Genomic DNA, 18,934 nt, shown 5'->3' on the forward strand with positions numbered 1-18,934 from the left:
GAGGAGAAAAACTATGACAGAAAAAAGACTGGCTTGGGATGAGTATTTCGCTGCTCAAGCTCTATTGATTGCCAATCGTTCAACCTGTAAACGTGCCAAGGTAGGAGCCGTTTTAGTTAAGGATAACAAGGTTGTTTCAACAGGCTATAATGGCTCTGTATCAGGAACAGAACATTGTATTGACCACGACTGTCTGGTGATTGAGGGCCACTGTGTCCGCACTCTTCATGCAGAGGTAAATGCTATTTTACAAGGGGCAGAGCGTGGCGTTCCAAAGGGCTTTACAGCCTACGTTACTCATTTCCCATGTCTTAACTGTACCAAGCAACTCCTTCAAGTAGGTTGCGAGCGTGTTGTTTATATCAACCAATACCGCATGGATGACTATGCTCAACATCTTTATCGCGAAAAAGGGACAGAGTTAACCCATTTACCACTTGAAACAGTACAAGCAGCTCTCCAAGAGGCTCACCTAATCTAGAAATTATAAAAAAATAAATGGTTTAGAAAGCTTTTTAAGCCATTTTTTGATATAATAAGAAGAATAAATTGAAAGAAGGAATTCTGAAAATGGGAAAACTTGAAGTTATTAATCATCCACTGATTCAACACAAATTGTCAATCTTGCGTCGCACTGACACTTCTACAAAAGCTTTTCGTGAGTTAGTTAACGAGATTGCAATGTTGATGGGATATGAAGTACTTCGTGATCTTCCACTTGAAGACGTTGAAATCGAAACACCTATCACAAAAACAGTTCAAAAACAATTGGCTGGTAAAAAATTAGCGATTGTTCCAATCTTACGTGCAGGTATCGGGATGGTCGATGGGCTATTGAGCTTGGTTCCAGCAGCCAAAGTTGGACATATTGGTATGTACCGTGACGAAGAAACCCTTCAACCAGTAGAATACTTAGTAAAATTACCTGAAGATATCGACCAACGTCAAATCTTTGTGGTTGACCCTATGCTTGCAACTGGTGGTTCAGCAATCTTGGCTGTTGATTCCCTTAAAAAACGTGGGGCTTCAAACATCAAGTTTGTCTGCTTGGTATCTGCTCCTGAAGGAGTAAAAGCTCTTCAAGAAGCTCACCCAGATGTAGAAATCTTTACTGCAGCTTTGGATGAACGTTTGAACGAACATGGTTATATTGTTCCAGGTCTTGGAGACGCAGGAGACCGCTTGTTCGGTACAAAATAAGATTCTAAGCATAGACTAAAACTGTTCATTGGTTTTAGTTTCGAAAGGAGGTTGAATTTTTGTGTCTGTCTTTAGAATGGAGCAAAAATTTGACCTTTTTTGACCAAAAATATATAATAATCCTGTATTGAGTCGTTTGACTAAGAAATATTGAAATCAGAAGGAGAAAAGAATGATTCCTGTAGTTATTGAACAAACAAGTCGTGGAGAACGTTCATATGACATTTACTCACGTCTTTTAAAAGATCGTATCATCATGTTGACTGGACCAGTCGAAGACAATATGGCGAACTCAGTCATCGCTCAATTGCTTTTCTTGGATGCCCAAGATAGTACAAAAGATATTTACCTTTATGTAAATACTCCTGGTGGTTCTGTATCAGCTGGTTTGGCAATCGTTGATACCATGAACTTTATCAAGGCAGATGTCCAAACTATCGTTATGGGGATGGCAGCTTCAATGGGAACAATTATTGCTTCAAGTGGAGCAAAAGGTAAACGTTTCATGCTTCCAAATGCAGAGTACATGATTCACCAACCAATGGGTGGTACAGGTGGTGGTACTCAGCAAACAGATATGGCTATCGCTGCTGAACACTTGCTAAAAACTCGTAAGACTTTGGAGCAAATTCTTGCAGATAACTCTGGTAAATCAGTTGAGCAAATCCATGCAGATGCTGAACGTGATTACTGGATGAGCGCTCAAGAAACACTTGAATATGGTTTCATTGATGAAATCATGGCTAATAATTCTTTGAATTAATCTTTTGAAGCAAACTCGACTGAGTTTGCTTTTTTTGATATAATAGTAAGAAGATTGTTAGAAGGAAGTTGTAATATGTTTCAAAAAGAGAATCGGTCTGGTCTGATTATCTACCTATACTATAATCGTGATGCAAAAAAACTCGATCATTATGGTGATATTTGTTACCACTCTAAAAAACACCGTTATCTGCAACTGTATGTCCCAACAGAAGAAGTGGAAGAACTGGTTAGCCGTTTAGGAAAAGAGAGATTTATCAAAAAAGTGCGACGATGTCATATCCAAGAATTGGAAACTCCCTTTGTTGGTAGTCTCTATAGAAATAGCGAAAACGTTATCATGTAAAAATTAAGATAAATGTGTTGACAATTTTCAGATAATTCGGTATATTCTTAACATGTAATTTAAATTAAGAAATTAAAAGGAGATAAACATGAAGAAAAAATTTGCCTTATCACTTGTAGCTCTTGCAAGTGTAGCTGTTTTAGCAGCTTGTGGAGAAGTGAAGACAGGAGCTTCAAATTCAACTGGTAACCCAGTGGATGAGAAAGTCGTTAAAATTGGTTTCAACTTTGAAGAAACTGGTGCTGTAGCATCTTACGGTACATCTGAGCAAAAGGGTGCTCAACTTGCAGTTGATGAAATCAACGCAGCAGGTGGTATCGATGGAAAACAGATCGAAGTAGTAGACAAAGATAACAAATCTGAAACTGCTGAAGCTGCTTCAGTTTCAACAAACCTTGTTACTCAATCTAAAGTAGCAGCAATCGTAGGACCTGCAACTTCAGGTGCAACTGCAGCAGCAGTAGCAAATGCTACACAAGCTGGGGTTCCATTGATTTCTCCAAGTGCTACTCAAGATGGTTTGACAAAAGGTCAAGATTTCCTTTTCATCGGAACATTCCAAGATAGCTTCCAAGGGAAAATCATTTCTAACTATGTTACAAACAAGTTGAACGCTAAGAAAGTTGTCTTGTATACTGATAACTCAAGCGACTATGCTAAAGGAATTGCAAAATCATTCCGTGATTCATTCTCAGGCGAAATCGTAGCAGATGAAACGTTTGTATCAGGTGACACTGACTTCCAAGCAGCTTTGACAAAAATCAAAGATAAAGACTTTGATGCAATCGTATTGCCAGGTTACTATACAGAAGCTGGTAAGATTGTAAACCAAGCTCGTGGAATGGGAATTGATAAACCAATCATCGGTGGTGATGGATTCAACGGTGCGGAATTTGTTCAACAAGCAACTGCTGAAAGAGCAACAAACATTTACTTCATCTCAGGATTTTCAACTACTGTTGATGTTTCAGATAAAGCAAAAGCCTTCCTTGAAGCTTACCGTGCAAAATACAACGAAGATCCTTCAACATTTGCAGCTCTTGCTTATGACTCAGTTTACCTTGTAGCTAATGCAGCAAAAGGTGCAAAAACTTCAGTTGATATCAAGAACAATCTTGCTAAAACACAAAACTTTGAAGGTGTTACAGGTCAAACAAGCTTTGATGCAGATCACAACACTGTGAAAACAGCCTTCATGATGACCATGAATAATGGTAAAGTAGAAGCGGCAGAAGTCGTAAAACCATAATTATAGATACAGGAAATGGGGAATGAGCTTTTACTCACTCCCTGTTTCGGTGTTTATGAAAGGATTATTTTTTTATAAAAATCCTAAAAAAAAACTTAGAAAGAGTGAACCATATGCTTCAACAACTTGTCAATGGTCTAATCTTGGGGAGTGTCTATGCGCTGCTAGCCCTAGGTTATACTATGGTTTATGGAATTATCAAGCTCATTAACTTTGCCCACGGTGATATTTATATGATGGGTGCTTTCATGGGTTATTTCTTGATTAATTCCTTGCAATTAAATTTCTTTGTTGCCTTGATCTTATCGATGATTGGAACGGCAATTCTCGGTGTTATCATTGAGTTCCTAGCTTATCGTCCATTACGTCATTCAACTCGTATCTCTGTATTGATTACAGCCATCGGGGTTTCCTTCTTACTGGAGTATGGGATGGTCTATCTGGTAGGCGCCAACACACGTGCCTTCCCTCAAGCAATCCAAACAGTTCGTTATGACTTGGGACCAATCAGTCTAACAAATATTCAATTGTTGATTTTGACTGTCTCACTTGTTTTGATGGTTCTTCTACAACTCATCGTACAAAAAACCAAGATGGGGAAAGCCATGCGTGCCGTTTCTGTAGATAGTGATGCTGCTCAGCTGATGGGGATTAACGTGAACCGTACAATCAGTTTCACCTTTGCATTGGGTTCAGCTCTAGCTGGTGCAGCGGGTGTCTTGATTGCACTTTACTATAACTCTCTTGAACCATTGATGGGTATGACTCCAGGTATTAAGTCTTTCGTTGCTGCTGTTCTTGGTGGTATCGGAATCATCCCTGGTGCTGCTCTTGGAGGTTTTGTAATTGGACTATTGGAAACTTTCGCAACAGCCTTTGGAATGTCAGATTACCGAGATGCCATCGTATATGGAATCTTGCTCTTGATCTTGATTGTTCGTCCAGCTGGTATCCTCGGTAAGAATGTGAAAGAGAAGGTGTAAACAATGAAAGATAATTTAAAAGTTAATATTCTCTGGTTATTCCTTTTGTTGCTTGGATACGGTTTGATTAGTTTATTAGTTTCACTAGGAGTTCTAAACCTTTTCCATATTCAAATCCTAGAACAAATCGGGATTAACATTATTCTGGCTGTGGGTCTTAACCTGATTGTTGGTTTCTCTGGTCAGTTTTCACTAGGACATGCTGGTTTTATGGCTATCGGTGCCTATGCTGCAGCTATTATTGGTTCTAAATCTCCAACTTATGGAGCTTTCTTTGGAGCAATGTTGCTTGGTGCCATTATTGCTGGTTTAGTTGCCTTAATCGTAGGTATTCCAACTCTACGTTTGAAAGGGGACTACCTTGCTGTTGCGACATTAGGTGTTGCTGAGATCATTCGAATCTTTATTATTAATGGCGGTGAACTAACTAACGGAGCTGCTGGTATCCTTGGTATTCCAAACTTTACAACCTGGCAAATGGTATATTTCTTTGCTGTGATTACAACAATTGCAACACTAAATTTCCTTCGTAGTCCAATCGGTCGTCTAACTTTATCCGTTCGTGAAGATGAAATCGCTGCTGAATCAGTTGGGGTCAATACAACTAAGATCAAAATTATTGCTTTTGTATTTGGAGCTATGACTGCAAGTATTGCAGGTTCGCTTCAAGCAGGATTTATCGGCTCTGTTGTGCCAAAAGATTATAGCTTTATCAACTCTATCAACGTTTTAATTATCGTTGTATTTGGTGGCTTGGGATCAATTACAGGAGCAATTGTTGCTGCCATTGTTCTTGGTATTTTGAATATGTTCCTTCAAGACGTAGCTAGCATTCGTATGATTATCTATGCTTTGGCCTTGGTACTCGTTATGATTTTCAGACCAGGTGGTCTACTTGGAACATGGGAATTGAGCCTATCAAGACTCTTTAAAAAAGGTAAGAAGGAGGGACAAAACTAATGGCATTACTTGAAGTAAAACAGTTAACCAAGCATTTTGGTGGTCTGACAGCTGTTGGAGATGTAACTCTTGAATTGAATGAAGGTGAACTTGTTGGCTTGATTGGACCGAACGGAGCTGGGAAAACAACTCTTTTCAACCTACTGACAGGAGTTTATGAACCAAGCGAAGGAACAGTAACCTTGGATGGCCACTTACTAAATGGTAAGCAACCTTATAAAATCGCATCTCTTGGTTTAGGGCGTACCTTCCAGAACATCCGCCTCTTTAAAGACTTGACAGTTTTGGATAACGTTTTGATTGCATTTAGTAACCATCATAAACAACATGTTTTTGCAAGCTTCTTGCGCTTACCTGCTTTTTATAAGAATGAAAAAGAATTAAAGGCTAAAGCCTTAGAATTACTAAAAATCTTTGATTTGGATGGTGATGCTGAAACCTTAGCTAAAAACTTAGCCTATGGCCAACAACGTCGTTTGGAAATTGTTCGCGCCCTTGCTACAGAGCCTAAAATTCTCTTCTTGGATGAGCCAGCAGCAGGTATGAACCCACAAGAAACTGCAGAATTGACTGAGTTGATCCGTCGCATCAAGGATGAATTCAAGATTACCATCATGCTGATTGAACATGATATGAACTTGGTTATGGAAGTTACGGAGCGAATCTATGTTTTAGAGTACGGTCGTTTGATTGCTCATGGGACACCAGATGAAATCAAGAGCAATAAACGTGTTATCGAAGCTTATCTTGGAGGTGAAGCCTAATGTCTATGTTAAAAGTTGAAAACCTCTCAGTTCACTACGGTATGATTCAAGCTGTACGTGATGTGAGCTTTGAAGTTAATGAAGGGGAAGTTGTTTCACTTATCGGTGCTAACGGTGCTGGTAAAACAACCATCCTTCGTACCCTATCAGGTCTTGTGCGCCCAAGTTCTGGTAAAATTGAATTTTTGGGACAAGAAATCCAAAAGATGCCTGCACAGAAGATTGTGGCATCAGGACTTTCTCAAGTACCAGAAGGACGTCATGTTTTCTCAGGTTTGACTGTTATGGAAAACTTGGAGATGGGAGCCTTTCTTAAGAAAAATCGTGAAGAGAACCAAGCAAATCTGAAAAAAGTCTTTTCACGTTTCCCTCGTCTGGAAGAACGTAAAAACCAAGATGCAGCTACCCTTTCTGGTGGTGAGCAACAGATGCTTGCTATGGGACGTGCGCTTATGTCAACGCCTAAACTTCTTCTCTTAGATGAACCATCAATGGGGCTTGCACCAATTTTCATCCAAGAAATTTTTGATATCATTCAAGATATTCAAAAACAAGGTACAACTGTTCTTTTGATCGAGCAAAATGCCAATAAAGCACTAGCCATCGCAGATCGAGGCTATGTTCTTGAAACAGGTAAAATCGTTCTTTCAGGAACAGGTAAAGAACTCGCAGCATCAGACGAAGTCAGAAAAGCATATCTAGGTGGCTAAAAAGGTCCGGGGGACATTTTTAGTCGGCGGATAAGGATTACGTAGTAATCTTCGCATAGTCTGGGAGACTAGTTTAGGTTGCGAATAAGGATTGCGCAAGCAATCCACATTAGTCCGTGGGACCTTTTTAGTCGGCAGATAAAGATTGCTTGGCAATCATCAAATCCAGTGGATTGTTTTAGTCGGTAGATAAAGATTGAACAAGCAATCCACATTAGTCCGTGGAACTTTTTTAGCCGGCGGATAGAGATTGTTCGACAATCATCAGATCCAGTGGATTGTTTTAGTCTGCGGGAAAGATTGCCAAATAAATTACATAATCATAAGATTGAGGGTCCTAATATAGGGCTCTTTTTATAGTATTTCAGAGTTTTCAGAATCTTGAAAAATAGATGAAAGCGTTTGATTGATTTTCGTAAAAAGTGTATAATAAAGCTATAAACATAAAGGAGAGTTCCTATGGCAGTTAAAGATTTTATGACACGAAAGGTCGTATATATTAGCCCAGATACGACTGTAGCACATGCAGCAGACTTGATGCGCGAACAAGGTTTGCATCGTCTTCCTGTTATTGAAAATGATAAATTAGTTGGTCTAGTAACAGAAGGAACAATTGCTGAAGCCAGTCCGTCAAAAGCAACGAGTCTTTCAATCTTCGAGATGAATTACTTGCTCAATAAAACAAAAGTAAAGGACGTCATGATTCGTGATGTTGTAACTGTCTCAGGTTATGCAAGTTTGGAAGATGCAACCTACCTTATGCTGAAAAATAAGATTGGAATCTTACCAGTTATTGATAATGGACAAGTCTATGGTGTCATTACTGACCGTGATGTGTTCAGAGCATTTCTTGAAATTTCTGGTTATGGCGAAGAGGGAATCCGTGTTCGTTTTATCACAGAAAATGAAGTTGGGGTACTTGGTAAGATTGTTTCTTTAATCGTTGAGGAAAATCTAAATATTTCTCATACTGTTAATATTCCACGTAAAGATGGTAAGATTGTTATCGAAGTTCAAATTGAGGGAACGGTTGATCTAGCTACCTTTAAACAGAAATTTGAATCTGAGAATATTCAAGTTGAAGAAATTACACAAACTTTAGCAAAAAAACTGTAAAAAATAAAATAGAAGCAGTTTTTACTTGCTAAAAAAAATTTTTTCTAGTATAATAATTTATTGTGAGCAAACCTCACTTACCCCTTGCAAAGTCTTGGGGTCATTAGACCAAAAGGAGGAACATATCAATGGCTAAATACGAAATTCTTTATATCATTCGTCCAAACATTGAAGAAGAAGCGAAAAACGCTTTGGTAGCACGTTTTGACTCTATCTTGACTGACAACGGTGCAACTGTTGTTGAATCAAAAACATGGGAAAAACGTCGTCTTGCATACGAAATCCAAGATTTCCGCGAAGGACTTTACCACATCGTTAACGTTGAAGCAAATGATGATGCAGCTCTTAAAGAGTTTGACCGTCTTTCAAAAATCAACGCTGACATTCTTCGTCACATGATCGTCAAAACTGACGCGTAAGAAGGTAGATTATGATTAACAATGTTGTACTTGTAGGGCGTATGACTCGTGACGCTGAGTTGCGTTATACCCCATCAAATGTAGCAGTTGCGACTTTTACTCTTGCAGTAAACCGTACATTTAAGAGTCAAAATGGCGAACGTGAGGCTGATTTTATCAATGTCGTTATGTGGCGCCAACAGGCTGAGAATCTTGCTAATTGGGCTAAAAAAGGCTCGCTTATCGGGGTGACAGGTCGTATTCAGACTCGTAGTTACGATAACCAGCAAGGACAACGTGTCTACGTGACGGAAGTCGTGGCTGAGAATTTCCAAATGTTGGAAAGCCGTAGTGTGCGTGAAGGACATACTGGTGGAGCTTATTCTGCACCAAGTTCAAACTATTCAGCACCTACTCAATCAGTACCTGACTTTTCACGTGATGAAAATCCATTCGGAACAACGAATCCTTTGGATATTTCAGATGATGATTTACCATTCTAATGGACAATTAATACTATAAAGGAGAAAAAAACATGGCTCAACAACGTCGTGGCGGATTCAAACGCCGTAAAAAAGTTGATTACATCGCAGCAAACAAAATTGAATATGTTGATTACAAAGATACTGAGCTTCTTAGCCGTTTCGTTTCAGAACGTGGGAAAATCCTTCCTCGTCGTGTAACAGGAACTTCAGCTAAAAACCAACGTAAAGTAACAACAGCTATCAAACGCGCTCGCGTAATGGCTTTGATGCCTTTCGTAAACGAAGATTAAAAAAGGGGTCCGGGTGGACCTCTTTTTCATGAGCATGAAAACAAGAAAGCGAATTAAGACCCCGACGGGTCTTTTTTTCACGAGCATAGAAATGTGAAAGCGAGTTGAGGTCCGGTGGACCTCTTTTTCATGAGCATGAAAACAAGAAAGCGAATTAAAACCCGTTTGGGTCTTTTTTCACGAGCATAGAAATGTGAAAGCGAGTTTGGGTTCAGTGGACCTCTTTTTCAGACCCGGTTGGGTCTTTTTTCACGAGATAGTTTTTTTCTGACCTTGGCGTGCTATAATGGTAATAGAAAGAGTAAAGGTGGGTAAGTCAAAGATGAATTTTACGATTAGAAATATGATTAAGTCTGATATTGAATCCTTATCTCATGGATTTATGAATCAAGGTTGGCCTGGTAGAGAGGAAATTTTGGCTAGATATTTTCTGGAACAGGAAAGTGGGGAGAGAGGAGTCTTAGTTGCAGAGATTGATGGTGCTGTAGCGGGCTACGTTACCATTTTGCCCTCTGCTAAACATGGTCCTTTTGCAGAAGTCTATCCAGAATTATCAGATTTTAATGTGTTTGAGCCTTTTCGAAATCAAGGGATTGGGAATCAACTGCTAGAAGAAGCAGAAAAACGAGTCAAGTTTGTTTCGAGTAAGGTCACTCTTGGCGTAGGTTTGCACTTAGGCTATGGCCCTGCCCAGAGATTGTATATCAGACGGGGCTACATTCCAGATGGGACAGGTGTCTGGTATCGAAATCAACCCTTGGAAATGAATGCAACTAGCCAAAATAATGATGATTTGGTTTTGTATCTAGTAAAGGAATTCGGATAAGAGACAAGGACTTTATTGGGGATGTGGGATTCCTCTACTTTATGGTATAATGGAAAGAGTGAATTGAAGGAGGTAATGAGATGGATGCGAAATTAAGATATAAGGCAAAAAAAATAAAGATTGTTTTTTTTGATATTGATGATACTTTGCGAAACTCAAAGACTGGTTTTATCCCAACCTCAATTCCAACAGTATTTCAACAATTACGTGAAAAAGGTATTTTAACTGGGATTGCGACTGGTCGTGGGATTTTCGGTGTCGTGCCAGAGATTTGCGAACTTAAACCTGACTTTTTTGTTACTCTGAATGGTGCCTATATTGAGGATAAAAAAGGCAATGTGATTGATAGTAACAAAATCTCTAAAGATAAGGTTGAAAGCTATATTGCTTGGACTAAGGAAGTGGGGATTGACTATGGTTTAGTTAGTAGTCATACTGCTAAACTCTCCACTAGAACTGAGTTGATTAGTGAGGCCATTGATCCAATTTATCCTGACTTGGATGTTGATCCTGATTTTTATGAAAAAGAAGACATCTATCAGATGTGGACTTTTGAGGATCAGGGAGATGACCTGACTTTGCCTGAAAGTTTAGCATCGACTTTGCGTATGGTACGCTGGCATGAACATTCGTCAGATGTTGTACCAATTTCAGGTTCAAAAGCAGCTGGTGTAGCAAAAGTTGTAGAACATTTAGGTCTTAAACCTGAGAACGTCATGGTCTTTGGAGACGGTCTTAACGATTTAGAACTCTTTGATTATGCAGGTATTAGTGTTGCTATGGGGATTTCTCATGATGAAATCAAAGAAAAAGCAGATTATATTACAAAAACACTAGAAGAAGATGGCATCTTTGATGCCTTAGAAGGATTTGGTATGGTAGAAAAAGAATTACAGTTTCCGCAAGTAGACATTGAAGCAGTAGAAGGTCCGATTGCGACTATTAAAACAAATCATGGAGATATGCGTATTAAGCTTTTCCCTGAACATGCACCAAAAACAGTAGCCAACTTTATCGCTCTGTCAAAAGATGGTTACTATGACGGGGTCATTTTCCACCGTATTATTAAAGACTTTATGATTCAAGGTGGAGACCCAACTGATACTGGTATGGGTGGCGAATCAATCTATGGTGAGTCATTTGAAGACGAATTTTCAGAGGAACTTTACAATATCCGCGGAGCCCTTTCTATGGCTAATGCTGGACCAAATACAAACGGTAGCCAGTTCTTTATCGTGCAAAATCAACACTTGCCATACTCTAAGAAAGAAATTGCTCGTGGTGGTTGGCCAGAACCAATTGCAGAAATTTATGCGGAACAAGGTGGAACTCCTCACCTAGATCGTCGTCACACAGTTTTTGGACAGCTTGCAGATGAAGCCTCTTATGAAGTTCTGGATGCAATTGCAGGTGTAGAAACAGGTGCAATGGACAAGCCGGTTGAAGATGTCGTCATCGAAACGATTGAAATCGAGGACTAGTATGAAAATAGGTGATAAGCTAACTGGGCGAATTACAGGGATTCAGTCTTATGGAGCCTTTGTGGAGCTAGAAACTGGTATCACAGGTTTGATTCACATTTCTGAAATTCGTACAGGATTTATTGAGAATATCTATGATGTACTGAAAATCGGTGAAGAAGTTCAAGTTCAGGTTGTCGATTTGGACGAATATACAGGTAAAGCAAGTCTTTCTATTCGGACTTTGGAAGAAGAGAAACATCAGTTACCGAGACGGAGACGTTTTTCAAGTGACCGTGTCAAATACGGATTTGCTCCTTTGGCTCGCATGATGCCTATCTGGACCAAGGAAGCTATCTCTAATCTAAATAAGAAAAAGTCTTAATTGATTTTTTCTCTCTTGAAATGTTAATATAGTTTGTTATAATAGAAGTATGGTAGAAGAATTATTAAAATCAGGAGAGAGAATCAATCAGCTCTTTTCTACAGATATCAAGATTATTCAAAATAGAGAGGTTTTTAGCTATTCGGTGGATAGTGTACTTTTGTCACGCTTTCCTCGCTTTCCTAAAAATGGCTTAATAGTGGATTTTTGTGCGGGTAATGGAGCTGTTGGACTTTTTGCCAGTAGTCGTACTAAGGCGAAAATTCTGTCTGTTGAAATCCAGGAACGATTGGCGGATATGGCTGACCGGTCAGTCCGATTAAATGGCTTAGAAGAACAGATGCAGGTCATTTGTGATGATTTGAAAAATATGCCTGCTTACATTCAGGGGAGTAAGGTTGATTTGATTTTATGCAACCCTCCCTATTTTAAGGTGGACCCAAATTCTAATCTGAACGAGAGTGAGCACTATTTGTTGGCTCGGCACGAAATTACGACCAATCTTAAGGAAATCTGCCGTAGTGCCCAAAGTATTCTCAAATCCAATGGGCGTTTGGCCATGGTCCATCGTCCTGATCGATTGTTAGATATCTTAGATACGCTTCAACAGCATAATCTAGCTCCAAAGCGTCTGCAATTTGTTTACCCTAAACGGGAGAAAGAAGCCAATATGCTTTTGATTGAAGCCATCAAGGACGGCTCCACTAGTGGTTTTAAGGTTCTGCCACCACTCATTGTTCATAATGATGATGGTTCCTATACTCCAGAAATTCAAGAGATTTACTATGGATCATAAGGCTTACATGTATGTGGTAGAGTGTTGTGATGGTACCTACTATACTGGCTATACAACGGATGTCAAAAAAAGAATCGCCGTTCACAATAGTGGTAAGGGAGCCAAGTACACACGAGCTCGGTTGCCAGTAAAACTTATCTATGTAGAAGGTTTCGATAGTAAAGAAGAAGCCATGTCAGCCGAAGCGCTTCTAAAACGTAAGAAGAGGCCACAGAAGGAAAGATTTTTATCTGACAACCAAGAAAAAAATTTAATCAGTCATTTTTAAGAGTAGAGGGGAGTTCTTTGACTCCTCTTACTTTTGTCAAAAATTGAAAAAAATGCTACAATAAAGTGAATAAAGAAACGAGGTATTATCATGTCTAAGATTCTAGTATTTGGTCACCAAAATCCAGATTCAGATGCTATTGGTTCATCTGTAGCCTTTGCTTATCTTGCAAAAGAAGCTTATGGTTTGGATACAGAAGCGGTGGCTCTTGGAACTCCAAATGAAGAAACAGCTTTTGTATTGAACTATTTTGGTATGGAAGCACCGCGCGTTATCACATCTGCTAAAGCAGAAGGTGCAGAACAAGTTATCTTGACTGACCACAATGAATTCCAACAATCAGTTTCAGATATTGCTGAAGTAGAAGTTTATGGTGTTGTGGACCACCACCGTGTGGCTAACTTTGAAACCGCAAGCCCACTTTACATGCGTTTGGAACCAGTTGGATCAGCATCTTCTATCGTTTACCGCATGTTCAAAGAACACGGTGTAGCTGTTCCAAAAGAAATTGCAGGTTTGATGCTTTCAGGTTTGATTTCAGATACCCTTCTTTTGAAATCTCCAACAACACACCCATCTGATAAGGTTATTGCGCCTGAATTGGCTGAATTGGCTGGTGTGAACTTGGAAGAATACGGTCTTGCAATGCTCAAAGCTGGTACTAACTTGGCAAGCAAGTCAGCAGAAGAGTTGATTGACATCGATGCCAAAACTTTTGAACTCAACGGAAATAATGTCCGTGTGGCTCAAGTGAATACAGTTGATATTGCTGAAGTCTTGGAACGCCAAGCTGAAATCGAAGCAGCTATCCAAGCCGCAAATGCAGCTAATGGCTACTCTGACTTTGTCTTGATGATTACAGATATCGTCAACTCAAACTCTGAAATTCTTGCTCTTGGTTCAAACATGGACAAGGTGGAAGCAGCCTTTAACTTCAAACTTGAAAACAACCACGCTTTCCTTCCAGGAGCTGTTTCACGTAAGAAACAAGTGGTGCCACAATTGACAGAAAGCTTTAATGGGTAATATTTAAGGAATATTTGGAACTGTTAATTTGACTATTTATAGAAGGTGATAGCATGATGCGATTGATTGAAGGGCTACGCTTTTTGGTTGAGTTTGTAGCAATCCTTGGTCTTTTCTCCGTGTCTGTAATACAAATTTCTTGGCAGGAAAAATTCCTATTTTTTCTTATAGCAGTTCTATTAATCTTATTATGGGCACGATATATGGCGCCAAAATCTCCACATGCTTTTAAAAAATGGCATCGCCTCATTGCTGAGACGTCGATTTTTATTTTAGTTAGTGGTAGTTTTTGGCATTTGTATGGATTGCAAATAGGCATCTTCTACTTAGCTCTGTCTTTTGGAAGTTTGGTGCTACTTTATTATTTTCAGCTAGAGTGATTCTTGGAATATAGTTAATGAATTATTTAAATGGTAATTATTTGACTGGAGATTGACACGAGAAAACGATGTTTTCCATATAGCTAAAGGAGTTTCGGCTCCTTTTTTGCTAGGAGAGAAGTATGTTAGAAAATGGCGATTTGATTTTTGTGAAAGATGATTCGGATATAGGACAGGCCATCCAGGAATCTACTGGTCACTATAGCCATGTGGCCATCTTTTTGGACGGACAGGTTTATCATGCAACGGTTGAAGGTGGTGTCATTGCACAATTATCTGAAGATTTTTTTGAAGACGGGAAAGTATATGACCTCTATAGCTATCCGAAAATCGATAGGAAAGGAGTCAAGAAGCTGGCAGAGAGCCTTTTAGGGGCTCCCTACAATGCTTCCTTTTATCCCAACGGAGCTGGTTTTTACTGTTCTCAGTTTGTAGCAGAAATTCTTCCTATTTTCGAGACCATTCCCATGAAGTTTGGGGATGGGACGAAGGAGATTGGTGATTTCTGGAGAGAATATTATCGAGATTTGGGGCTTCCTGTACCTCTGAATCAGTCCGGCACTAACCCGAGTCAATTAGCAGCATCACCACTTTTAGTTTGTAAAGAAAGGAATCTTCATGATTCAGATTTTTAATCCATCTCGTTTGACGCGACAACCATTCTTTAGAGATTTGGTAGACTATCTTGATCAGCATGATGATGTTATCCTCCGTGAAATCAAGGCTCAGTTTCCAGAGGTCGCAGTTGACAAGCTCTTGGAGGAATACATTAAGGCGGGTTTGATTTTGAGAGAAAACAAACGCTATTATCTCAATCTTCCCTTTCTAGAATCTACAGAATCTCTTGAACTGGACCAAGAAGTCTTTGTGAGAGATGATAGTCCCATCTATCTAGAAATCCTGGAGAAAGAATTTCAGACTGAATTACGTAACCAAACCAATGCAGCTATCCTTGAAGAGTATACGGATTTTACTAGGGAAAAGATGACCTTGTCTAATTATTTTTATAAGGTTAAGCACCAGTATCCGCTGACAGAAGATCAGCAGAAACTCTATGCTGTTTTGGGGGATGTCAATCCTGAGTATGCTCTCAAATATATGACAACATTTTTGCTTAAATTTCTCAAAAAAGATCAACTCATGCAGAAACGACGTGATATCTTTGTTGATAGTTTAGTCTTATTAGGTTATATCGTTCAAAATGAAGATGGAAAATATGAGTTGACTGTAGAATTTGATAAAGAAAGACTCATCTTTATAAAATAATAGAAGAAGACTAGGAAATTTCCTAGCCTTCTTTAAATTTACTATAGATAACGTTCAGCGATGGCTGCATCACCTGGATAGTCTTCTTTCTTACCTTGGATGATTTGGTAGCAGTCAGCTCCTTTACCAGCGATAATGACAGCATCCAGTTCTTGACCTGTAACAGACATCGCAGCCTTGATAGCTTGTTCACGGTCAGCAATCTTTTCAACAGGATGATGGATGTAGCTACTGATTTCATCTGCAATAGCCATTGGATCTTCGTAGTTTGGATCATCAGCCGTTAGAAAGACTTGAATTTCAGGGTGCTGATTGAGAAGAAGTCCAAAGTCCTTACGACGGCTTTCTCCCTTGTTTCCAGTTGAGCCAAGTACTAGAGCAATCTTTCCAGTCTGATGTGTTTCAACCACTGAGATTAGTTTTTTAAGACTGTCACCATTGTGGGCGTAGTCAATGAAAACTTTTGCGCCATTTTTCTGAGTGAGGACTTCCATGCGGCCAGGGACACGAGTTATCGCGATTCCTTTTTTAATGTCTTCCAGACTAGCACCTAAACGAAGGCAGGCAAGTCCAGCAGCGACTGCATTTTCTTGGTTGAAATGTCCAATCAACTGGATATCATAGTCTCCTGCTAATTTACCAGTAGCTGAGAAGCTAAAGGCTTTGGAGTTTTCGATCTGGTTATTTGACTGGCTACCGTAGAAGTCATGCTCTTGGTTCTCAACTTGTTCTTTTAGAACAGAGAAGTGGTCCATATCGCTATTAATGACAACTGCTCGGCTATTTTTCATCAAGAGACGCTTGTGGTAGAAGTAATCTTCAAAGGTTGGATGTTCAATAGGACCAATATGGTCTGGTGTGACGTTGAGAAAAACTCCCACGTCGAAAGTTAAACCATACACTCGATTTACCAAATAAGCTTGGCTGGATACTTCCATGATAAGGTGGGTTCTTCCATTATCAACTGCTTGAGCCATCATATCAAAGAGATCAATGCTTTCAGGAGTTGTTAGAGCAGATTTAAAGAAAGTCTTACCGTCCAAAGTCGTGTTCATGGTTGACAACATAGCTGGATGATGTTGTTGACTTAAGATGTTGTAGGCGAAGTAAGCTGCTGTAGTTTTTCCTTTAGTACCAGTGAAAGCAAGTAATTTTAATTTTTCCTGAGGGTTGCCATAAAACTCCATGGCAATCAAACTCATGGCTTTCTTAATATCGCTAACGACAATAACGGGAATACCGACTTCATAGTCCTGTTCTGCTACATACCAACCAAGCCCTTGTGCGATTGCCGAAAGGAGAAATTCTTTTTTGAAGGCTGCTCCTTTGACAAAAAAGAGGCAATTTTCTTGTGCTTTTCGGCTATCGTAGCAGATGCTATCAAAAACGACATCACTGTAGTTGTAGTGGTAATGTCCTTGGTCGATGATCTCACGGAAGAGATCATCTTTCTTTAAAATATCTAATACGTTTTCAATCTTTATCATACTTTCTATTGTAAACCGAAAGTCTGAATTTTACAAGTAACAAGGAAAAGTTTATAATGGAAGATAAGGAACATTTCCTAGTTATTAAAATTGAATGAGGAAGTTATGTCTAACGAAAATAATCATCAGCAGGCCCAGATGTTACGAGGGACTGCCTGGCTAACGGCTAGTAACTTTATCAGTCGCCTGCTCGGGGCCATCTACATCATCCCTTGGTATATCTGGATGGGGACTTATGCAGCTAAGGCTAATGGCCTCTTCACCATGGGCTACAATATCTACGCCTGGTTCTTGTTGATTTCAACAGCAGGTATCCCGGTAGCGGTCGCTAAGCAGGTCGCTAAATACAATACCATGCATGAGGAAGAGCATAGTTTTGCCCTGATTCGGAGCTTCTTAGGCTTTATGACTGTGCTAGGACTTGCCTTTGCCTTGATTTTATACCTCTTTGCACCTTGGTTGGCGGACCTTTCTGGAGTCGGTAAGGACTTGATCCCCATTATGCAAAGTCTAGCGTGGGCTGTCTTGATATTCCCGTCTATGAGTGTTATCCGTGGATTTTTCCAAGGGATGAATAATCTTAAGCCCTATGCCATGAGTCAAATTGCTGAGCAGGTTATCCGTGTCATTTGGATGCTCTTAGCAACCTTTATCATCATGAAGCTCGGTTCAAAGGATTATCTATCAGCTGTTACCCAATCTACCTTTGCAGCTTTTGTGGGAATGGTAGCTAGTTTTGCAGTCTTGCTTTATTTCCTTTATAAGGAAGGATTGCTCCAAAAAGTTTTTGAAACACGAGATAAGATTGACAGTAAGAGTCTTTTGGTTGATACGATTAAGGAAGCAATTCCGTTTATCTTGACTGGTTCGGCTATTCAGCTTTTCCAAATCTTGGACCAAATGACCTTTATCAATAGTATGAAGTGGTTTACCAACTACAGTAATGAAGACTTGGTTGTCATGTTTTCTTATTTCTCCGCCAATCCTAATAAAATCACCATGATTTTGATTTCGGTTGGAGTTTCGATTGGTAGCGTTGGGCTACCTCTCTTGACAGAGAACTATGTCAAGGGGGATTTGCCAGCGGCTTCTCGTCTCGTTCAAGATAGTATCACCATGCTCTTCTTATTCTTACTTCCAGCAACTGTTGGAGTAGTCATGGTTGGTGAACCTCTCTATACAGTCTTTTATGGTAAGCCAGATAGTTTGGCGATGGGCTTGTTTGTTTTTGCAGTCTTACAGTCAACTATTCTTGGTTTGTACATGGTCTTGTCACCGATGCTTCAAGCTATGTTTCGTAATCGTAAAGCAGTCTTGTATTTTGTTTATGGCTCAATTGCTAAGATTGTTCTTCAATTACCATCAATTGCGATTTTCCATAGTTATGGTCCCCTCATTTCAACGACAATTGGTCTCATCATTCCAAATGTCTTGATGTACCGAGATATCTGTGAGGTGACAGGTGCACGTCGAAAGATTATTCTGAAGAGAACAATTTTAGTCACAATTTTGACTTTAGTCATGTTTATCCTGGTAGGCTTCTTACAATGGATGATAGGATTTGTATTCCAACCAAGTGGACGTTTCTGGAGTTTCATCTATGTTGCTATAATCGGTACTATCGGTGGCGGGCTCTATGGATTCATGACTCTCTATACTCGACTTTTGGATAAGGTTATTGGTCAGGCAAAAGCTGACCAGTTGCGAGCACGTTTGAAATTATCATAATAGTTTATAAATAAAACGAACAGTTTGAACTTTTCTATCCGGAAAAGTT

At 39.5% G+C, this 18,934-nt stretch carries 23 protein-coding genes and 1 pseudogene; 23 read left to right on the forward strand and 1 reads right to left on the reverse strand.

The window, feature by feature from the left end; translation table 11 throughout:
• Positions 1-13 precede the first annotated feature (13 nt).
• The 22 genes and pseudogenes from AC3E7H_RS01575 to AC3E7H_RS01680 all read left to right on the forward strand — a co-directional run bounded on the left by AC3E7H_RS01575 (position 14) and on the right by AC3E7H_RS01680 (position 15,670).
• Positions 14-481, forward strand: a complete 468-nt coding sequence (locus AC3E7H_RS01575; protein WP_075228224.1) for a deoxycytidylate deaminase — start codon at positions 14-16, stop codon at positions 479-481.
• Between the two features lie 89 nt (positions 482-570).
• On the forward strand, positions 571-1,200 hold the full coding sequence (upp, locus tag AC3E7H_RS01580) for a uracil phosphoribosyltransferase (protein ID WP_006150334.1): 630 nt from the start codon (positions 571-573) through the stop codon (positions 1,198-1,200).
• Positions 1,201-1,369: 169 nt separating this feature from the next.
• Positions 1,370-1,963: pseudogene (locus AC3E7H_RS01585) on the forward strand (ATP-dependent Clp protease proteolytic subunit); the annotation flags it as partial.
• A gap of 75 nt (positions 1,964-2,038) precedes the next feature.
• Complete coding sequence (locus AC3E7H_RS01590) at positions 2,039-2,308, forward strand: YlbG family protein (RefSeq protein WP_000486587.1); 270 nt, start codon at positions 2,039-2,041, stop codon at positions 2,306-2,308.
• A gap of 88 nt (positions 2,309-2,396) precedes the next feature.
• Complete coding sequence (locus AC3E7H_RS01595) at positions 2,397-3,557, forward strand: ABC transporter substrate-binding protein (RefSeq protein WP_000726157.1); 1,161 nt, start codon at positions 2,397-2,399, stop codon at positions 3,555-3,557.
• Positions 3,558-3,670: 113 nt separating this feature from the next.
• Entirely contained in the window at positions 3,671-4,540 is an 870-nt protein-coding gene (locus AC3E7H_RS01600) for a branched-chain amino acid ABC transporter permease (protein ID WP_075228225.1), read from the forward strand.
• Between the two features lie 3 nt (positions 4,541-4,543).
• Entirely contained in the window at positions 4,544-5,500 is a 957-nt protein-coding gene (locus AC3E7H_RS01605) for a branched-chain amino acid ABC transporter permease (protein ID WP_075228226.1), read from the forward strand.
• On the forward strand, positions 5,500-6,264 hold the full coding sequence (locus AC3E7H_RS01610; RefSeq protein ID WP_075228227.1) for an ABC transporter ATP-binding protein: 765 nt from the start codon (positions 5,500-5,502) through the stop codon (positions 6,262-6,264). Before AC3E7H_RS01605 ends, AC3E7H_RS01610 begins: the two co-directional genes overlap by 1 nt.
• Positions 6,264-6,974, forward strand: coding sequence for an ABC transporter ATP-binding protein (locus tag AC3E7H_RS01615; RefSeq protein ID WP_075228228.1), 711 nt, complete (start codon positions 6,264-6,266; stop codon positions 6,972-6,974). Before AC3E7H_RS01610 ends, AC3E7H_RS01615 begins: the two co-directional genes overlap by 1 nt.
• Before the next feature lie 459 nt (positions 6,975-7,433).
• The gene (locus tag AC3E7H_RS01620; RefSeq protein ID WP_000268637.1) at positions 7,434-8,090 is read left to right on the forward strand and encodes a CBS domain-containing protein; all 657 of its coding nucleotides are present in this window, start codon (positions 7,434-7,436) and stop codon (positions 8,088-8,090) included.
• 128 nt (positions 8,091-8,218) lie between these two features.
• The gene (gene rpsF, locus AC3E7H_RS01625) at positions 8,219-8,509 is read left to right on the forward strand and encodes a 30S ribosomal protein S6 (RefSeq protein ID WP_001151786.1); all 291 of its coding nucleotides are present in this window, start codon (positions 8,219-8,221) and stop codon (positions 8,507-8,509) included.
• A gap of 11 nt (positions 8,510-8,520) precedes the next feature.
• The gene (ssbA, locus tag AC3E7H_RS01630; RefSeq protein ID WP_000609604.1) at positions 8,521-8,991 is read left to right on the forward strand and encodes a single-stranded DNA-binding protein SsbA; all 471 of its coding nucleotides are present in this window, start codon (positions 8,521-8,523) and stop codon (positions 8,989-8,991) included.
• Positions 8,992-9,023: 32 nt separating this feature from the next.
• The gene (gene rpsR, locus AC3E7H_RS01635; RefSeq protein ID WP_000068664.1) at positions 9,024-9,263 is read left to right on the forward strand and encodes a 30S ribosomal protein S18; all 240 of its coding nucleotides are present in this window, start codon (positions 9,024-9,026) and stop codon (positions 9,261-9,263) included.
• A gap of 322 nt (positions 9,264-9,585) precedes the next feature.
• Positions 9,586-10,089, forward strand: a complete 504-nt coding sequence (locus tag AC3E7H_RS01640; RefSeq protein ID WP_075228261.1) for a GNAT family N-acetyltransferase — start codon at positions 9,586-9,588, stop codon at positions 10,087-10,089.
• Between the two features lie 80 nt (positions 10,090-10,169).
• Positions 10,170-11,570: a bifunctional Cof-type HAD-IIB family hydrolase/peptidylprolyl isomerase gene (locus AC3E7H_RS01645; RefSeq protein WP_075228230.1), complete on the forward strand. Its 1,401-nt coding sequence runs from the start codon at positions 10,170-10,172 to the stop codon at positions 11,568-11,570.
• A 1-nt stretch (position 11,571) separates the two neighbouring features.
• Positions 11,572-11,934, forward strand: a complete 363-nt coding sequence (locus tag AC3E7H_RS01650; protein ID WP_000689622.1) for a S1 RNA-binding domain-containing protein — start codon at positions 11,572-11,574, stop codon at positions 11,932-11,934.
• Positions 11,935-11,983: 49 nt separating this feature from the next.
• Positions 11,984-12,730, forward strand: a complete 747-nt coding sequence (locus AC3E7H_RS01655; RefSeq protein ID WP_000229054.1) for a tRNA1(Val) (adenine(37)-N6)-methyltransferase — start codon at positions 11,984-11,986, stop codon at positions 12,728-12,730.
• A complete protein-coding gene (locus tag AC3E7H_RS01660) occupies positions 12,720-12,998 on the forward strand; it encodes a GIY-YIG nuclease family protein (RefSeq protein WP_490675988.1) in 279 nt (92 codons plus the stop codon). The genes AC3E7H_RS01655 and AC3E7H_RS01660 overlap by 11 nt, the downstream gene beginning before the upstream one ends.
• A 90-nt stretch (positions 12,999-13,088) precedes the next feature.
• On the forward strand, positions 13,089-14,024 hold the full coding sequence (locus AC3E7H_RS01665) for a manganese-dependent inorganic pyrophosphatase (protein ID WP_490675989.1): 936 nt from the start codon (positions 13,089-13,091) through the stop codon (positions 14,022-14,024).
• A 53-nt stretch (positions 14,025-14,077) separates the two neighbouring features.
• The gene (locus AC3E7H_RS01670; protein WP_070459097.1) at positions 14,078-14,404 is read left to right on the forward strand and encodes a DUF2568 domain-containing protein; all 327 of its coding nucleotides are present in this window, start codon (positions 14,078-14,080) and stop codon (positions 14,402-14,404) included.
• Positions 14,405-14,526: 122 nt separating this feature from the next.
• Positions 14,527-15,039 carry a YiiX/YebB-like N1pC/P60 family cysteine hydrolase gene (locus AC3E7H_RS01675; protein WP_070459100.1) on the forward strand — a complete coding sequence of 171 codons (513 nt, stop codon included), beginning with the start codon at positions 14,527-14,529 and terminating at the stop codon, positions 15,037-15,039.
• Entirely contained in the window at positions 15,023-15,670 is a 648-nt protein-coding gene (locus tag AC3E7H_RS01680; RefSeq protein ID WP_490675990.1) for a DUF1803 domain-containing protein, read from the forward strand. The genes AC3E7H_RS01675 and AC3E7H_RS01680 overlap by 17 nt, the downstream gene beginning before the upstream one ends.
• Positions 15,671-15,711: 41 nt before the next feature.
• On the opposite strand, the gene AC3E7H_RS01685 is transcribed toward AC3E7H_RS01680, so the two are convergent.
• A complete protein-coding gene (locus tag AC3E7H_RS01685; RefSeq protein ID WP_070459105.1) occupies positions 15,712-17,157 on the reverse strand; it encodes a UDP-N-acetylmuramoyl-L-alanyl-D-glutamate--L-lysine ligase in 1,446 nt (481 codons plus the stop codon).
• A gap of 105 nt (positions 17,158-17,262) precedes the next feature.
• Here AC3E7H_RS01685 and AC3E7H_RS01690 point away from each other — a divergent pair, with 105 nt between their 5' ends.
• Entirely contained in the window at positions 17,263-18,885 is a 1,623-nt protein-coding gene (locus tag AC3E7H_RS01690; RefSeq protein ID WP_075228233.1) for a putative polysaccharide biosynthesis protein, read from the forward strand.
• The last annotated feature ends 49 nt before the right edge of the window (positions 18,886-18,934 follow it).

It is taken from the genome of Streptococcus sp. SCPM-O-B-15304 (M98), from assembly GCF_058200215.1.

Bases quoted from the DNA above. Each gene is read 5' to 3' on its own strand.
- AC3E7H_RS01575 (WP_075228224.1), top strand. From the start codon at position 14: ATGACAGAAAAAAGACTGGCTTGGGATGAGTATTTCGCTGCTCAAGCT.
- upp (WP_006150334.1), top strand. From the start codon at position 571: ATGGGAAAACTTGAAGTTATTAATCATCCACTGATTCAACACAAATTG.
- AC3E7H_RS01590 (WP_000486587.1), top strand. From the start codon at position 2,039: ATGTTTCAAAAAGAGAATCGGTCTGGTCTGATTATCTACCTATACTAT.
- AC3E7H_RS01595 (WP_000726157.1), top strand. From the start codon at position 2,397: ATGAAGAAAAAATTTGCCTTATCACTTGTAGCTCTTGCAAGTGTAGCT.
- AC3E7H_RS01600 (WP_075228225.1), top strand. From the start codon at position 3,671: ATGCTTCAACAACTTGTCAATGGTCTAATCTTGGGGAGTGTCTATGCG.
- AC3E7H_RS01605 (WP_075228226.1), top strand. From the start codon at position 4,544: ATGAAAGATAATTTAAAAGTTAATATTCTCTGGTTATTCCTTTTGTTG.
- AC3E7H_RS01610 (WP_075228227.1), top strand. From the start codon at position 5,500: ATGGCATTACTTGAAGTAAAACAGTTAACCAAGCATTTTGGTGGTCTG.
- AC3E7H_RS01615 (WP_075228228.1), top strand. From the start codon at position 6,264: ATGTCTATGTTAAAAGTTGAAAACCTCTCAGTTCACTACGGTATGATT.
- AC3E7H_RS01620 (WP_000268637.1), top strand. From the start codon at position 7,434: ATGGCAGTTAAAGATTTTATGACACGAAAGGTCGTATATATTAGCCCA.
- rpsF (WP_001151786.1), top strand. From the start codon at position 8,219: ATGGCTAAATACGAAATTCTTTATATCATTCGTCCAAACATTGAAGAA.
- ssbA (WP_000609604.1), top strand. From the start codon at position 8,521: ATGATTAACAATGTTGTACTTGTAGGGCGTATGACTCGTGACGCTGAG.
- rpsR (WP_000068664.1), top strand. From the start codon at position 9,024: ATGGCTCAACAACGTCGTGGCGGATTCAAACGCCGTAAAAAAGTTGAT.
- AC3E7H_RS01640 (WP_075228261.1), top strand. From the start codon at position 9,586: ATGAATTTTACGATTAGAAATATGATTAAGTCTGATATTGAATCCTTA.
- AC3E7H_RS01645 (WP_075228230.1), top strand. From the start codon at position 10,170: ATGGATGCGAAATTAAGATATAAGGCAAAAAAAATAAAGATTGTTTTT.
- AC3E7H_RS01650 (WP_000689622.1), top strand. From the start codon at position 11,572: ATGAAAATAGGTGATAAGCTAACTGGGCGAATTACAGGGATTCAGTCT.
- AC3E7H_RS01655 (WP_000229054.1), top strand. From the start codon at position 11,984: ATGGTAGAAGAATTATTAAAATCAGGAGAGAGAATCAATCAGCTCTTT.
- AC3E7H_RS01660 (WP_490675988.1), top strand. From the start codon at position 12,720: ATGGATCATAAGGCTTACATGTATGTGGTAGAGTGTTGTGATGGTACC.
- AC3E7H_RS01665 (WP_490675989.1), top strand. From the start codon at position 13,089: ATGTCTAAGATTCTAGTATTTGGTCACCAAAATCCAGATTCAGATGCT.
- AC3E7H_RS01670 (WP_070459097.1), top strand. From the start codon at position 14,078: ATGATGCGATTGATTGAAGGGCTACGCTTTTTGGTTGAGTTTGTAGCA.
- AC3E7H_RS01675 (WP_070459100.1), top strand. From the start codon at position 14,527: ATGTTAGAAAATGGCGATTTGATTTTTGTGAAAGATGATTCGGATATA.
- AC3E7H_RS01680 (WP_490675990.1), top strand. From the start codon at position 15,023: ATGATTCAGATTTTTAATCCATCTCGTTTGACGCGACAACCATTCTTT.
- AC3E7H_RS01685 (WP_070459105.1), bottom strand. From the start codon at position 17,157: ATGATAAAGATTGAAAACGTATTAGATATTTTAAAGAAAGATGATCTC.
- AC3E7H_RS01690 (WP_075228233.1), top strand. From the start codon at position 17,263: ATGTCTAACGAAAATAATCATCAGCAGGCCCAGATGTTACGAGGGACT.